This window comes from Chryseobacterium sp. StRB126 (assembly GCF_000829375.1).
GTDB lineage: Bacteria > Bacteroidota > Bacteroidia > Flavobacteriales > Weeksellaceae > Chryseobacterium.
In genome coordinates, this window is sequence record NZ_AP014624.1 from 958229 (window position 1) to 974382 (window position 16154).

12 protein-coding genes are annotated in these 16154 nt (G+C 33.3%); 8 read left to right on the forward strand and 4 right to left on the reverse strand.

All coding sequences use genetic code 11. The annotated features are described in order from the left end of the window. Positions 1–192 precede the first annotated feature (192 nt). The 3 genes from CHSO_RS04175 to CHSO_RS04185 are packed head-to-tail and all read left to right on the forward strand — an operon-like array spanning position 193 to position 5415. A complete protein-coding gene (locus CHSO_RS04175; protein WP_045492639.1) occupies positions 193–2364 on the forward strand; it encodes a prolyl oligopeptidase family serine peptidase in 2172 nt (723 codons plus the stop codon). After that, on the forward strand, positions 2365–4572 hold the full coding sequence (locus CHSO_RS04180; RefSeq protein ID WP_045492642.1) for a lantibiotic dehydratase family protein: 2208 nt from the start codon (positions 2365–2367) through the stop codon (positions 4570–4572). Between the two features lie 6 nt (positions 4573–4578). Next, positions 4579–5415, forward strand: a complete 837-nt coding sequence (locus CHSO_RS04185) for a thiopeptide-type bacteriocin biosynthesis protein (RefSeq protein ID WP_232509149.1) — start codon at positions 4579–4581, stop codon at positions 5413–5415. 395 nt (positions 5416–5810) lie between these two features. Here CHSO_RS04185 and CHSO_RS04190 read toward each other — a convergent pair whose 3' ends face one another. From CHSO_RS04190 to CHSO_RS04205, 4 genes are all read right to left on the reverse strand, one after another. Then, positions 5811–6767, reverse strand: a complete 957-nt coding sequence (locus CHSO_RS04190; RefSeq protein WP_316932463.1) for a DUF3810 domain-containing protein — start codon at positions 6765–6767, stop codon at positions 5811–5813. A 94-nt stretch (positions 6768–6861) separates the two neighbouring features. Beyond that, positions 6862–8307 (reverse strand): MFS transporter, encoded by a 1446-nt coding sequence (locus tag CHSO_RS04195; protein ID WP_045492651.1) that lies wholly within the window; start codon positions 8305–8307, stop codon positions 6862–6864. 30 nt (positions 8308–8337) lie between these two features. After that, positions 8338–9075 (reverse strand): lysophospholipid acyltransferase family protein, encoded by a 738-nt coding sequence (locus CHSO_RS04200; protein WP_084220926.1) that lies wholly within the window; start codon positions 9073–9075, stop codon positions 8338–8340. Between the two features lie 3 nt (positions 9076–9078). After that, on the reverse strand, positions 9079–9537 hold the full coding sequence (locus tag CHSO_RS04205; protein WP_045492654.1) for a GtrA family protein: 459 nt from the start codon (positions 9535–9537) through the stop codon (positions 9079–9081). 364 nt (positions 9538–9901) lie between these two features. Here CHSO_RS04205 and CHSO_RS04210 point away from each other — a divergent pair, with 364 nt between their 5' ends. From CHSO_RS04210 to ruvA, 5 genes are all read left to right on the forward strand, one after another. Next, positions 9902–10165, forward strand: coding sequence for a hypothetical protein (locus CHSO_RS04210; RefSeq protein WP_045492657.1), 264 nt, complete (start codon positions 9902–9904; stop codon positions 10163–10165). Between the two features lie 84 nt (positions 10166–10249). Beyond that, positions 10250–11101, forward strand: coding sequence for a BadF/BadG/BcrA/BcrD ATPase family protein (locus CHSO_RS04215; protein ID WP_045492660.1), 852 nt, complete (start codon positions 10250–10252; stop codon positions 11099–11101). Between the two features lie 15 nt (positions 11102–11116). After that, on the forward strand, positions 11117–13405 hold the full coding sequence (locus CHSO_RS04220; RefSeq protein WP_045492663.1) for an NADP-dependent malic enzyme: 2289 nt from the start codon (positions 11117–11119) through the stop codon (positions 13403–13405). A gap of 568 nt (positions 13406–13973) precedes the next feature. Next, positions 13974–15272: a carbohydrate porin gene (locus CHSO_RS04225; protein ID WP_045492665.1), complete on the forward strand. Its 1299-nt coding sequence runs from the start codon at positions 13974–13976 to the stop codon at positions 15270–15272. Between the two features lie 276 nt (positions 15273–15548). Continuing rightward, positions 15549–16133: a Holliday junction branch migration protein RuvA gene (ruvA, locus tag CHSO_RS04230; RefSeq protein WP_045492667.1), complete on the forward strand. Its 585-nt coding sequence runs from the start codon at positions 15549–15551 to the stop codon at positions 16131–16133. Positions 16134–16154 lie beyond the last annotated feature (21 nt).

Here is a 16154-nt window from a genome sequence, read left to right on the forward strand (position 1 = left end):
TATAATTTTACACATAATTTTAATGAAAAAAATAATCAAACAAGAAAAAAAGTTATCGTTAAAAAAATTACAAATAATGAAAATTAGCGATATGAGAACAATTAATGGTGGCTATGGCAATCAGATGGCAAATTTTAATACCGGAGAGGAGCCACCAACACAGATTCCACCTAATACAATCATTGTGAGACCATGAAGCAAATAATATTTATCATTATTTGTGTTTTTTATATCTCTTTGAATGCTCAAAAAAACAATCCGGCTCCATCCGTTTCTGTAACGGATGAATATTTTGGAACCCAGATCGTAGATGAATATAGGAATTTAGAGGATTTAGATAATCCTTTAACAAAAGAATGGATGAAAACACAAACAGAGTATACCAATTCTATTCTTAATCAGATTCCTAAAAGACGCTATTATTTAGAAAAAAGGTTAGAGCTTGATGAAAAGCAGGGGTATTCTACATCTGATTTAAAAATTATAAATAATGATAAATATTTTTATTTGAAGAGAAGGGGAGATGAAAAAGTAGCTAAACTTTATTATCGGAAAGGATTTTTAGGAAAAGAAGAACTCCTTTATGATCCTGCTAATTTCAAAAGCTCTGATGCAAACCATGAGTTTGTCATTAATTATATTAGCCCCAATTCAACTGGGGATAAAGTGGCTATTGCAATGGCTGAAAAAGGGAAAGAATTGGCAGAGGTTATTATTATGGATGTAAAGACTCAATACATTTACCCTGAAATTATTACCAATACAACTCCTGCTAATATAGGAGGAATAAAGTGGCTGGACGATAGTTCTGGATTTTTTTATACATACTTCCCTGTTAATGATTCCAAATCCCCCAATTTTTATAAAAACACACAAGCCGTTTTATATAAAATTGGAACAAACCCAAAGGAATTAACCCATGTTTTTTCTGCTCATCATAACCATGAACTAAAAATAGATGAAAAAAAATCTCCTATTATACTAGATTCTAATGATAAGTATTATGTAGGAATGTTGGTAGATAATAATTACTACAGACAAACATTTATAATTTCCAAACAAGATTTACTACAGGGCAACAAAACATGGAAACCTCTTTATTATAAAGAAGATAAAGTTAGGTCTCTACAGCTTGTGGGTAATGACGCTTTTTTTTTATCTCAATATAATTCTCAAAATTACACCCTCTGTAAAACCAATATTGAAAAACCCAATTTTAGAAACCCTGAAATTTTAATTCCGGAAAAAAAAGATGAAGTTATTGGGCAATATAGACTCACTAAAGATGGTATTTATTACACAACAATCAAAAACGGAGTAGAGGCGAAGCTATACCTATATAAAGATGGAAAAGATATTGCAATTAAGCTCCCTTATCCATCAGGAGCTATCAATTTACAAGGAAAAGGAGAGAGCTTTTCAGATATTTGGATAAATTGCTCCGGATGGGCAAATCAGGAACAACGTTTTAGATATGACCTGAAAACAAATTCTTTTTTTGCTGAAAATATCGCTCCTATTGTAGAATATCCCGATTTTAAAGATATTGAAGTTAAAGAAATTACTGTGAAATCAAGAGATGGTGAGGAAATTCCATTATCCCTTATATACAATAAAAATGTAAAGCGAAATGGTGATAATCCTGTATTGATAGATTCCTATGGTTCTTTTGGAGTATCCTACAACCCATACTTTGCCCGTATTTATCTGTTATGGGTAAATCAAGGAGGGGTTATGGCTATTGCTCATGTAAGAGGGGGTGGTGAAAAAGGAGAACGTTGGCGCCTGGGAGGATATAAAGAAACGAAACCCAATACATGGAGGGATTTGATAGACTGCACAGAATATTTAATAAAAGAAAAATATACCTCAAAAGATAAAGTAGCGATTTGGGGAGCGAGTGCAGGCGGAATCACAGTAGGAAGAGCAATAACAGAAAGACCAGATCTATTTAAAGCAGCTATTTTAGAATTGCCTATAACCAATACATTAAGAGATATACTTACCATTAGCAGTAATGTGGATGAATATGGAACATTAAAAGATCCTAAAGAATTTAAAGGTCTACTAGAAATGGATGCCTATCATCATATTAAAAAAGGCGTACAATATCCTGCAACATTTGTAACAGGAGGAATTAATGATCCAAGAGTACTTGCTTGGGAACCTGTAAAATTTGCGGCTAAATTAATGGCAAATACTGCATCAAAAAATCCTATTTTACTTCAAATAGATTATGAGGGTGGACATGGAAATAATACAACAGTTGCTCATGGGCATTCAAACCTTTCAGATATTTTTGCTTTTGCATTATGGCAATTAGGGCATCCCGACTACCAACCTAAAGAAGAAATTAAAAAATAAATGGCCCGTTTTCCTTATCAGTTTTTCGAAGAATATATTGTGCGTACTCCTTTATTTTCAAATAAAAAATTTCTTGAAGCAGTAAATAAAAGTGAAATTTCAGATAAAGAATTAAGAAATAAATTAGCTGATCATTCAGTTTTTCTAGAGGGAATTTATTTGGCCTCACCTGATTTGCATGAGGAAATGACCAGATGGCTTCACACAGAAAAATCACTTTCACCAAATGAACACCAAAAACTAAAGCATACCTTATTAAAATATTATAGCCGGATGAGTACGCGTTGTACTCCATTCGGCTTATTTTCTGGAATAGGTTTGGGGAAATTTAGTGAAGATTGTAAAAATACTATATCACGAGAAGATAATTTATATACAGATTATTTAGTGAGGGATACGAAACTGGATATGTATTTTCTTGTGTCACTGGCTCAACACTTTGTAAAAAAGCAGGAAATAAGAAATAAGCTTTTGTTTTTTCCTAATAATACTATTTATAAAGTAGGGAACAAAATCCGCTATATAGAATATCAATATATAGGTGGGAAAAGGGATTATATCATTTCCTCGGCCCCTCTTTCCGAAGAGTTACAATATGTATTGAAGTTTTCAAAACAAGGAAAGACCATACAGGAACTTACAGAGATTCTGATCACAGACGAAATAACCCAAGAAGAAGCCTTAGAATTTATAGAAGAGCTGATCGATAATCAGGTTCTTACCAGCGAAATTGAGCCTAATGTTTCAGGAAGAGACTTTTTAGATACTATAATTTCTGTTTTACAAAGACTCAAAGCAAATGAAGCTCATATTTTAATTTCTATAAAAAATAAGTTGGATGAATTAGATCAAAATATTGGTAATCCTACTTCAAGCTATGCTGAGATTGAGAAACTCATTGTGTCTTTTGGGATAGAATATGAGCAAAAATATTTGTTTCAAACCGACTTATATCATAAAGATAAAGCAACCTTATCACCCTATTGGAAAAAAGAGCTTAAAACAGCCTTTAGCTTTTTAAATAAAATAACTTTAGCTCAAAAAAATACCCTTTTAGAAAAATTTAAAAAGGACTTTAATGTACGATTTGAAGGGAAGGAGTTACCCTTGCAGTATGTTCTTGATTCCGAAATCGGTCTTGGTTATAAGCAAAGTGCTTCATTAAAAGGAATTCATCCTTACTTAGATGACTTAATACTTCCAAATTCTGAAAAAAATAACAATCTAAGTATTGAACTTAACCCGGTTCAAAAGGTTCTTAACGAAAAATTACAGGATGCATTATTAGAAAACCAATACAAGATAGAGTTATTTGATGATGATTTTAAGGAATTAGATGAGAAATGGGATGATCTACCTGATACAATTTCTTTTATGACGGAGATTATTTCAGACGATGATAAAGAAAAATTATTTTTAAATGGGAGTACAGGAAGTAGTGCAGCAACACTATTAGGGAGATTTTGTTCTGAGAAATCTGAAATCCATAAGTTAACAAAAACTATTGCTGATAAAGAAGAAGCAATGAATCCCGAGCGCATTTTAGCAGAAGTGATTCACTTGCCTGAAGCAAGAATAGGGAATGTGGTGAGAAGACCTACCATAAGACCGTATGAGATTCCTTATATGGCACAGTCTGTTGTACCGGAAGAAAGTCAAATAGCGGTAGATGATCTTTATATCTCACTGCAAAATGATAGAATTGTTTTACGATCTAAAAGGCTTAATAAAGAAATAAGACCTTACTTGACGAATGCCCATAATTATTTTCATAATACTCTACCGGTTTATTATTTTCTTTCTGACCTTTACTCCCAGGAAATAAGAAATGGATTACATTTTAATTGGGGTGGGCTAAAAGATATTTACAAGTTTCTTCCAAGAGTAGAATATAAAAATATTGTCCTTTCAAAAGCTTCCTGGAAAATCCTTGATAAAGATATTGCTTTTTCAGAAGAGTTAATCTTAGACAAAGATTGCTTTTTGTTTGAATTGAAAAGCTGGAGAATTAAAAGGAAAATCCCTGCATGGATTCAATGGGTAGAATCGGATAATACTTTAACGCTGAACATTGAAAATTATGATATGGCCCTGCTTTTTATTCATACGATTAAAAAGAAAAAAACAATCATGATAGAAGAGTTCTTGTTTAATGAGAATGACAGTTTTAAGCATGAATTTGTTTTTCCAATGTATAAATTAAAATAAATGTTGATGAAAAGAAAGTTTATTCCCGGAAGTGAGTGGTTGTATGTTAAAATTTATACAGGAGTAAAAACAGCGGATATTATTTTGGAAGAAGCGGTAATACCTTTATTACAGCAACTTCATGAAGAAAATTTAATTAAAAAATGGTTTTTTATCCGTTATAATGATCCGCGGGTTCATCTTCGGCTTAGGTTTGAGCTTTCAGACCTTAAGTGTTTTAATAAAGTTCTTTTACTAATTAATGATTATTTGGAGCAATATGGAAACTCTGAGGAAATATCAGAGTTTATATTGGATACCTATCAACGGGAAATTGAGCGGTATGGGGAAGAAACAATGGAAGAAGCTGAGTTTTTATTTTGGAAGAGTAGCGAGAGTATACTTTATGAATATATTCACTTTGATGATGAAGAAAAAATTATAATATCTCTCTATTATATAGATCAAATATTAGAATGTCTCGGATCAACCATCCAGGAAAGATTAAACTGGATAAAAAATAGTAATCATACTTTCAAACAGGAATTCAACACAGACAAGAATTTGAATTATCAGTTGGATAAAAAATATAGAACATTTATTGATAAATACCTGGATTTTCTTGAGTCAGAGGATTATACTCCTTTCAGAAACTTTATTATGGATAATATTAATGACTCTAAAGAAATCCTGCAGCATATAAAACATCATTCAAATTCACTTCAGAGTTTCTTTTCCAGTGTATTTCATATGCACATCAATAGAATGTTTATTTCAAACCAACGACTGTTTGAAATGATTATCTATGATTACTTATGCAGGTATTATAAAACACTTGTGTTCAAAAGTAATAAAACGATATAATATTGGGAAGTGGAATAGTAGAGATATTTTAAATTTTTAGAAGAATAACTCTAATTTTTTCCTTGTTCAAAATACAAGATAAATGGAATATTTTATGTTTAAACAAATGTTTGATTTTGTATATTTTTCGCAGTTTAAGTATAATTTGTTTATTATTTTAATAGGGTATGCGAGACTTGATTGTAATTCATATTAATGCTTATCAAACTCAAAAAAACTTAAAAAATCATAAAGTTTTCATAAAGTTTAAAAAAAGGAAAGAAATGTTTTTGTATTTATAAAATATGTCGTACTTTTACATCGCCTTGAATGAGGGAACAAGTCAAGGTAATAAATTTTTTTTCATCATTTGTGTTTTTAGAATCGTATCGCCTGATACGATTCTTTTTTTATACCTATTTTTCGTAGTTGAGAAGGAGATCTATAAAGTAGGAATAGGTTACTGAACCTTCTTGTTGGTTGCTCTTCAAGAACAGATTATTAGTGAACCCAAAGAAGTCATCCAGCCAACCCTGATGTCTGAACGCGAAGCTTTTTTCATAAGCACGATCTCTTTTCATTCCGGGAGAATAATTTCGGATCACAGATTTTACAAATTCAGGATCTTCTTCAACAATATACCGTAAAAGACTTTTTAAGGTAAAGTATTCGGTGCTGTATCGTAAGTCCGGATTGTTAGAATGAACTCCTATTAGATATCCGATAAAATTAGCCTCTTGCTCTCTGGCAAAACCAAGCTGATGAGAACTTTCATGGGCTGTTGTAAAAGGGATGTAGGTATGTGGTAATCCTGCGTTATATTGTGCTTCCGCTGTAAAAGGGTTGTAGTATCCCAATATGCCGGTAAAGTTCATCACTTTTTTAAATAAACTTGGTTTAATGGTAAGAATGTGAGTTGTTTTTTTATCCGAAATATATTGTGGAAGTTGGGTTTGTTGAAATAGGATTTCCTGTTGTACAGCTTTCAGATTAGTAATAATGAAGATACCATTATGATCTTCATGTACTGATGCACGGGTGAGTTTACATTTTTCCAGATACTGTAAAGCTAGTTTCTTCGCTTTACTTATTTCAGGAGTATCCTGTCTGGAGAGCTTTTTAATGATTGGAGTCTGGAAATACAACATTCCCCAAAAGATCTGATAAGTAAAGTAAAAGGCGTTTCCAATAATGAGGATTCTTAATAGAGAAGTATTCCTGCTTTTCTTCTTGCATAAAGCAATAAAGCTATATAAAAGGACGATTCCCAATATCATATAGATGATATCTCCCATCGAAAAAGAAAGCCAACTGAAGGCTATTTGATGAAGTTCTTTCTGGAGTTCAAAGAATTTTTCAAAAAAAGAAATCATCAATGAGGACTTCGAGAAGCCATAAAACAAAAGAAATTGGGCAAGTAATACACCTGCCCAAAACCTTTTTTTTATATATATTGTCTTTGTTGTATTAATGACCATTACCTTTAGATATTTTATCCAGATCAATGCCCTGAGCTTTTAGAATGCCACTCACACGGATTGCATAGAATGCAAGATAAGCAAAACAAATAACGCCTACGATATAACTGAAGTGAATATTTGTAATATCTGCGATATACCCCTGTATCATACTTACAATTCCGCCTCCCATAATCATCATAATAAGGAATCCTGACCCCTGGTTGGTATGCTTTCCAAGTCCGTTGATTGCCAGTGCAAAGATACATGGCCATAAAGTAGAACAGAAAAGCCCTACGCTGGTAAATGCATACACAGATACCATTCCGGTAGTAAACATACCGATTAGCAATGCCGCAATTCCTGCTACGGAGAAAATTAAAAGCATTCTTGCCGGGTTTCCTTTGCTTAAGATATCACAGATGATCATTGCTATAATGATGAATCCATAGACATAGAACGGAGAAAGATCATGGTTTGCAATAGCATTTACAAATAGAAATACACCGAATGCCAAATAAGGAGCTAAGAATCTTAAGACCTTTTTGAAACCGGCAGTTACGTCAAATGCTTCTACAGCACCTGTCCAACGGCCAATCATTAATGATGCCCAGTATAATGAAATATAAGGCGCTACTTCTTTGGTCTCAAATCCTAGATTTTTTTCCATATAAGCAGGAAGGTTACTTGCCGTAGAAACTTCAACTCCTACATAAACGAAGATAGCGATCATTCCCATAACCAATTGAGGATACTGGAAGACAGAAGTTTTATGCTCTCCCGGAGTAGACTCATCGGTATTCTCAACGTTTGTTGGGGTTACCGCAGGAAGTGAAGAAAATTTAAGCATTAAAGCTACAAGAGCAAAAGCTGCTCCTAGTATAAGATAAGGCACTTTTACACTTTCTATACTTGCTTCTGTATTAGCTGCACTTGCAGATCCAAAAATAGCAAATGAAACAATAAGCGGTCCAATAGTAGTTCCTAAATTATTGATTCCTCCGGCCATTGTTAACCTTTGTGATCCTGTTTCTGTAGGGCCTACCTCAATAGCTAAAGGGTTGGCTACAATCTGCTGAAGAGAGAATCCTAAACCTACAATAAATAATCCGGAGATCATTAAAGGGAAAGAATGCATATTGGCAGCAGGGTAGAACAGCAGAGTTCCCAATGCAGAAATCAGAAGTCCCACAATAAGACCATTTTTATATCCGATTTTGTTGATCAAATCCTGTTTCAGACTCTTTGATACAATCATATAAATTAAGGAACCTACAGTATACGCTACATAAAAGCATATCTGAACCAGCATGCTTTCTGTTTGGGATAAATTGAAGGCTTTTTGAAAAACTGGGATCAGAATATCATTACTGGCTGCTACAAATCCCCAAAAGAAGAATACAGTAACCAACGGAATGAATTGTCCCCAATTGGTTTGTTTAGAATAATTTGACATATTTATTATAGATTTCACAAACAAATATAACTATTTACTTTCAACGGAATACCGGATTAAGGTTTTTTTTATTTTCTCGTAAGCCTCTGTTTTTAAGTCTTTTGGAGAATCAGTGGGTTCTATAATTCCATTGAAATAGACTTTTACTCTTCCAGGATAACCTTTAGAGCTGTCAAAAGGAAACATTTCCTTAAGCCCAATAAAGGTATAAACAGCAATAGGAGAGTTGTGTTTTGAGGAGAGCATAAATGCACCGTCTTTAAAGTCATCCAGAATAATGGAAGTATCATCCGGAACGCCACCTTCAGGGAAAATAGCAATGCTGTTACCTTCCTCCATTTTTTCAGCACATCTGCGGTATACATCAGCACGGCTTCTTGCGCTTGCTCTGTCTACCATTACGCATACCCTTTTATAAATAGTTCCGAAAATAGGAATCTTAACCAGTTCTTTTTTTCCTACAAAACAAATTGGGTGGTGCGGAAAAAGAATGCAGGTAAGCATAATATCCATAATCGAAGTATGGTTCGAAATGAAAACATACTCTTTCGTTTTGTCTTTTTTTTGTTCAGAAAGCTTGATGAGATCATATCGGAAACCCATGCCGTAAAACATGCCGAAACACCATAAACGGACGAATTTATAAGCGTATTTATAATGCTTTTTACTAAAAGATAAAATATAAACGGGGATCCCAAGAGTAATGGTTAGAACAAATGCTAATAACAAAAGCCAGAATCTCCAGAGATAATTTAAAATTTTTGCCACAGTTTAACCGTTAAAAATTACTTTCTTTTTTACCGAATAATTAAGAATGGAAACCAGCAGGATTGCTGCAATCTTACTTATCATTTCCGGACTCAAGGTATAAAAAATTAAATTGATATTATCTTTAAATATGAAACTGTAAAATACCTGAAAAAAACCAAGACTTAATAATGTGGAGATAAATGATACTGCCATGAAATAAGCAAACTCTTTTTTCTTCGAGTGTTTTCCTCTTTCAAAAACAAACCAGATGCTCAGAAAGTAGTTGCTGATAATCCCGCAGCTTGTAGAAAAAATATTGCTCAAAGGATAATGTATACCATGAAAGTTAGTTTCTTTAGCAAAGAAGTGAGGTAGGTAGGTGCTGAATATTTTGAAGCTGCCAATCTCAACAATAGCACTTAGTCCTCCGGCTATAATGAAGAACAAAACCTGTTTCTGGCGTATAAGTATTTCTTTCATTTAATTAATATAAAAACTGAAAATATATCCTTTATTGTACTGAATGCTAGAATGTTTTATAAGAACAATGTTCAGTAGTCCTTAGAATCCTGTGTCTTTATGATTATTTTCAATTATTTCAAATCAGGATTCTTTACAATATGAATATGCAAATTTATAACTATATGTTAAACACTGAAAAAAGTTGTTAAAATATTTTTTTTAATTAAAATTATTTCTAATTTTAATAAGCAGAATGATGTTACTATAACCTGATAATAAATTCATTTTCAAATCCTTGGGATAATGTTTTTTTCTATCTTGTAATGCGCAATTGAAAGCATATTACTCTAATTTTTTATGACCAATTGATAATAATATTTGTATGAAACGTCAAAACAAATACAGAAAATTCCAGCTTCAACAGAAAAATATTGAAGCGTTGGAAAAAGAAAACTCCCGCTTCAAACGAGTGTATTCTGAATATGAAAATATGTCTAATGAACTTTGGAATCTTGAAAACTCCAATGGTGAACCTGTCCCTGATGATTTCATCAATGCTATGGTACTGCAGGCCTCCTATCTTGAAGATGAAATTGAAGACTGGCTTCTGCAATTCAACGAGAAGAAAACTAAGATTCAACATTAATGATTTTAGACAGCTTCCAGATTGTTTTAAAGGCTAATTGAAGATAAATTCATAATTTAGCACCCTTAAATTAAAATCTAAAATATGGTTGCTATTGTAGATAGTGGTTCTACTAAATCGGATTGGGTAATTCTTGATGACTTCAAAAAGGTTTTTCTTAAAACTGAAACCATCGGATTCAATCCAAATTTTATCAACAGAGAACTTATCACTCCCGAAATTCAGAAGAACAGCAACCTGATGTTGGTAAAGAATTCAATCACTAAAGTCTTTTTTTATGGTTCAGGATGTGGTGTGGAAAAAAACCGCGAAATCATAGAAGCTGAGATAAAAAAAGTATTTGGAAAGGCTGAAATCATTGTTAAAGAAGATCTCATGGCTGCTGCCTATGCTGCCTATAAAGGAAAACCTGCAATTGTTTGTATTTTAGGTACAGGATCAAATTCATGTTATTTTGATGGAGAAAATCTTAAGATTGAATTGCCATCCCTTGGATTTCTGATAGGAGACGAGGGTAGTGGTAGTGCGATCGGAAAGCAGTTAGTGCGTAGATATTTTATGAAAAAACTTCCTGCAGATCTTCACAGTGAATTTGAGGCAGATTATCAACTTACTATAGAAGATGCATTGAAAAATATGTATCACGCCCCAAGACCAAATGCTTATTTGGCTGATTTCAATAAATTTGTTGTCGAAAGAAAAGATCATCCTTATTTTATGAATATGGTTTCCGAAGAAATGAAAAGTTTCTTCGAATATCAGGTGATACCTTATCAGGAAGCTCATGATGCTGAAATCAATTTTATTGGCTCCATTGCTTATTATTATGAAAATATTTTACGCGCTGTAGCTGAAGAACTTAATTTAAATGTGGGACATGTAGTTCAGAAACCAATTGAAAGCTTAGTAGATTACCACATTAAATATATACTCTAACAAAAAATAAAACGTATGTCAAGTAACAACAATCGCGACGAAAAGAATTTTAGTCAGGCCGCGTTAGATTATCATAAAGCAGAACCCAAAGGGAAAATTGAAGTTATACCATCCAAGCCCCACTCATCTCAAAGAGATTTATCATTGGCTTATTCTCCCGGAGTAGCGGTTCCTTGTATGGAAATCCACAATAAGCCTGAAACAGTCTACGATTACACAGGAAAAGGAAACCTTGTAGCTGTAATTTCTAACGGTACTGCTGTACTTGGATTAGGAGATATTGGTGCAGAAGCATCAAAACCGGTAATGGAAGGGAAAGGACTTTTATTCAAAATTTTTGCTGATATTAATGTTTTTGATATTGAGATTGATGAAAAAGATCCGGATAAATTCATTGAAATTGTAAAAGGAATTGCTCCCACATTCGGAGGGATTAACCTTGAAGATATTAAAGCTCCTGAAGCATTTTATATAGAGCAAAGATTAAAAGAGGAATTGAATATTCCTTTGATGCACGATGACCAGCACGGAACCGCAATTATTTCTGCTGCTGCATTAATCAACTCATTACAGATTGCCAATAAAGATATTGATAAAGTGAAAATGGTAGTGAATGGGGCCGGAGCAGCAGCCATTGCCTGTACCAAACTTTATATTTCATTAGGACTGAAAAAAGAAAATGTTCTGATGTGTGACAGTAAAGGGGTAATTAACCATAAGAGAGAAAACCTTACTCCTGAAAAATTAGATTTCATCGCTCAGACAGATATTGAAACATTGGAAGATGCTGTAAAAGGTTCTGATGTTTTTGTAGGATTATCCAAAGGAAATGTGATGACTCCTGAAATGTTATTAAGCATGAGTGAAAACCCTATCGTATTTGCTTTAGCGAATCCGGATCCTGAAATTGCTTATGATCTGGCTCTTTCAACCCGTAAAGACGTTATCATGGCGACGGGAAGAAGTGATTTTCCTAACCAGGTAAACAATGTATTAGGATTCCCTTACATTTTCCGTGGCGCATTAGATGTTCAGGCTACAGGAATTAATGAAGAAATGAAGCTTGCGGCAGTACATGCAATTGCTGATCTTGCGAAAGAACCGGTGCCGGAAGCCGTAATTCTTGCTTATAACGTTCAGAACCTGCAGTTTGGAAGAGAATATTTCATTCCAAAGCCATTTGATAACAGATTGATTACAAAAGTATCAAGTGCTGTTGCGAAAGCTGCTATTGAAAGTGGTGTAGCAAGAAAAACTATTACGGACTTTGAAGAGTATGAGCATCAGCTTCTAGACAGAATGGGCAGAGACGAAAGATTGGTAAGAATGATGCAGAGCCGTGCAAAATCCAATCCGAAGAGAATTACCCTTGGAAATGCTGAAGAATATAATGTATTAAAGGCAGCTCAGATTCTTTACGAAGAAGGAATTGCTTACCCAAGTCTTTTAGGTGATAAACAATACATCAAGGAACAGATGGAACGTTACGGGATCAACCTGGATATTCCAATCATTGATCCAAGTGATGATGATCAGAAAGAAAACAGAAAGAAATACAGAGAAACACTTTGGAAACTTCGTCAGAGAAAAGGAATGAACGAGTACAAAGCTAAGAGATATGTTCGTCAGAGAGATTATTTCGGCCCTTTAATGCTGAAACATGGAGATACTGATGGTCTTATCGTAGGATTCTCTAAAAATTATACTTCCGTATTACGTCCTGTTTTAGAAGTGATTGAAAAAGATAAAGGAGTAGATAAAGTTGCAGCAATGATGATGATTCTGTCTGAAAAGAAACCTATCTTCTTCGCAGATACATCTATCAATCAAAATCCTACGGCTGAAGATCTTGTGAATATTGCTAAAATGGCAGAATTTACAGTAAAATCTTTTGCTATTGAGCCTAGAATTGCAATGCTTGGATTCGAAAACTTTGCTGCAATTTCTGAAACTTCTAAAAAAGTAGCAAAAGCGGTAAGTACTCTTCATGAGAAATATCCTAAGATGATTGTTGATGGTGAAATTCAGCCGGATTTCGCAATGAACGCAGATCACCTGAGTGATTATCCTTTCTCAAAATTAGGAACAACACCAGCCAACACATTCATTTTCCCGAATCTCGAAAGCGCCAACCTTTCTTACAAAATTCTGAGAGGAATGAAAGTTGCACAAGTGATTGGGCCAATCCTTATGGGATTAAAACAACCGGTTCACGTTCTTCAGATGCGTTCAAGCGTAGATGAGATTGTAAACCTTGCAACTATTGCCGTTCTTGACGCGCAGAGAAGAGAAAAGAAATCATAAAAGAAAATATAAAATTCGGTTTCCAATGCCGAGCATAAACCAGACGAGTATCCGTCTGGTTTTTTGTTTTGTTAAATGATAAAGTCAGATTTCCGGGAAGAAAAAAGCGGTAAATTTATTTATTTTCAGTGTTTTAAGGATGTGGATGGGTTAATAATTTACTTTTTCTATTATTTTAGTTTGAATTATATAGTGATTTTAGGATGTGAAAATGTAAAAAATATAATAATATTTAGTTTCTAATGAATGATTGTTGTTTTTTTTAACGTGATGAGATTATTTAATATATTTGATAAAAGCACAAGACTTACTAAAAACACAACATACAAATGCATGAAAAAATAAAAAGATATCCAGACGGATAATACCTTTCGTTATAAATGTATAGATAGTAGACATGATGGTATTCCTTATTCAAAAAGGAAATTTCAAAATGTTTTGTTATTCGGACTTTTATAATTCATGTAACTTTTTTTGAATTTTTATGAAGTAACAGATGTTCTCATTCTGTTAAGAGTTTGTATTGTTTTTAGTAGGTTCTCCTTGGAACACAACTATTAAAAACACTATGAAAAAAGAAACATTTGCCAAATCGGGATGCCTGCTACTTCTCATGATGGCATCTCAGTATTCTGCACAAAAAATTAATTTTAAATCCCATGAGTTGTCTTCCAATGGTTACTTAAGAACAGGATTCGGTTGGTCAGATGGGGGACAGATGGTCAATTTTACGACTCCTGATAATATGCATAAATTTAGAATGGGGAATGAAGCCAATCATTATGCAGAACTTCAGTTTAATTACCGATACAAAAATAAAGATTCTGTAAATCTGTATGAAGTTACTTATATGATGGCAAAGTTTATTCCCTTTGGAAGTGATGACTATAAGCAGTTTCCGGAGACGACCCAGCTTTATGGTAAGATAAACAAAGTCATAAAAAATGCCAATATATGGGTTGGAAAGAGATATTATGATCGCAGAAACGTAGAAATGCTTGATTATTTTTGGATCAATTCTGCTCAAAATTCTCAAATAGGTATAGGGCTGGAAAATTATCAGGTCAAAAATTCAGGGAATATGAATCTTGCATTCATGAGATTTAAATATGGAAATAATGATTCTCATTCCTATGTAACAGACTTCAGATACCTGGATATTCCAGTTTCAGGACATTCTAAGGTTAATCTTTTAGGACAATATAGCATTAAAACCGAAAATGATATTACCAATATTCCCAAATCTACAGGATATGCAGTGGGTGGATGGTGGACTTACTCTAAAAAAAACATCAGTAATACTTCTACAATCATATTCAGAAAAGGAAGTTCAATCACAGAAAGCGCCTATTCAGGAAAGACAATATCAGAAAATATAGGAAATAAGATAATGTATAATCTTGATAAAGCCAATTCTATTGATGTGATTAATAATTTTGTTTATGACGATCAAAGAAGACATGCGATACAGGCATCACTCACATATCAATACAGGTATTTTGGAGGCGGTAATACGGACGGAAATGAGATGATTATTGATAATAACGTGTCAAAAAATTGGTTTAGCGTAGGCTTTCGTTATCTATATTATATCAACAAACATTTTAATCTGGCATTAGAGGCTGGAAATGATTATATGAGAAATAATAGATCGGGAGTAGAAGGAAGTTTGCAAAAAGTCACATTTTCCCCTCAGATTTCCTGGAATTATGGTTACTATTCCAGACCCGTTTTAAGGCCATTTATTACCTATGCACACTGGTCTGACAGTTTTATAGGAAATACCGGAGTATCCGATTTTAATACCAGACTTATCAATAAGAATAATGGGATATCATTTGGACTCCAGCTTGAAATATGGTGGTAAACTCGTATTTTTTGCATTATGCTAAGTTGGTAAATAGAGTAGAGAATTATTAAAAAACTAATTATAAAATTGAAAATACTGCCGTTTAAGCCGTTTTTTTGATCATACGTAAATACTATGAAAAATGACTTTAATATTATTGCTTTTTGAGATCTTCTATTGTTCTCATAAATTGATTGAATATTGCTTCAAAATTTAAGTTAAAAATCATTCGTACGTGAAATGAAAACATTAATTAGTTTAAATTGCTATATTTGGGAGTTTTAAAAATTAATAATGATATTTTCTTTACAAGGCACTGTTCAAGAACTTACGCCTACTTACGCGGTAATTAATGTACAAGGAATTGGTTACTACGTGGGAATCAGTTTAATGACCTCACAAACGCTGGTTTTGAGCCAGCCAACCTTTCTATTTATTCAGCAGATCATTCGTGAGGATGCTCATCTTCTCTTTGGATTTAATACTCGTTCAGAAAAAGAAATGTTTAATCTGTTAATAAGTGTTAATGGTGTGGGAGCGGTTTCTGCTCTTATTCTATTATCAACATTGAGTCTTGACGAGATCGCTTCTGCAGTACTTTCGAAGAATAGTGCGCTTATCCAGAAGGCTAAAGGTATTGGTGCAAAAACAGCTGAAAGAATTATCGTTGATCTTAAAGATAAAGTACAGAAATTCAGTGGTACGGCTGAGAATATTTCTGTGCTGGTGGATAATAAAATCAAGGAAGAATCGTTATCTGCATTAGAAGTTTTGGGAATTCCTAAGCGGATGAGTGAAAAAATTGCAGACAGAATATTGAAGCAAAATCCAGACATCTCGGTTGAAGAATTGGTTAAACAAATTTTAAAAAACATTTAACATTTGGTGGCGAATAATAAA

What these genes read in the sequence shown, in the direction of transcription:
- CHSO_RS04180 (WP_045492642.1), top strand. Translation starts at nt 2,365, where the DNA reads ATGGCCCGTTTTCCTTATCAGTTTTTCGAAGAATATATTGTGCGTACT.
- CHSO_RS04175 (WP_045492639.1), top strand. Translation starts at nt 193, where the DNA reads ATGAAGCAAATAATATTTATCATTATTTGTGTTTTTTATATCTCTTTG.
- CHSO_RS04210 (WP_045492657.1), top strand. Translation starts at nt 9,902, where the DNA reads ATGAAACGTCAAAACAAATACAGAAAATTCCAGCTTCAACAGAAAAAT.
- CHSO_RS04220 (WP_045492663.1), top strand. Translation starts at nt 11,117, where the DNA reads ATGTCAAGTAACAACAATCGCGACGAAAAGAATTTTAGTCAGGCCGCG.
- CHSO_RS04215 (WP_045492660.1), top strand. Translation starts at nt 10,250, where the DNA reads ATGGTTGCTATTGTAGATAGTGGTTCTACTAAATCGGATTGGGTAATT.
- CHSO_RS04195 (WP_045492651.1), bottom strand. Translation starts at nt 8,307, where the DNA reads ATGTCAAATTATTCTAAACAAACCAATTGGGGACAATTCATTCCGTTG.
- CHSO_RS04225 (WP_045492665.1), top strand. Translation starts at nt 13,974, where the DNA reads ATGAAAAAAGAAACATTTGCCAAATCGGGATGCCTGCTACTTCTCATG.
- CHSO_RS04205 (WP_045492654.1), bottom strand. Translation starts at nt 9,537, where the DNA reads ATGAAAGAAATACTTATACGCCAGAAACAGGTTTTGTTCTTCATTATA.
- CHSO_RS04190 (WP_316932463.1), bottom strand. Translation starts at nt 6,767, where the DNA reads ATGATTTCTTTTTTTGAAAAATTCTTTGAACTCCAGAAAGAACTTCAT.
- CHSO_RS04185 (WP_232509149.1), top strand. Translation starts at nt 4,579, where the DNA reads ATGAAAAGAAAGTTTATTCCCGGAAGTGAGTGGTTGTATGTTAAAATT.
- ruvA (WP_045492667.1), top strand. Translation starts at nt 15,549, where the DNA reads ATGATATTTTCTTTACAAGGCACTGTTCAAGAACTTACGCCTACTTAC.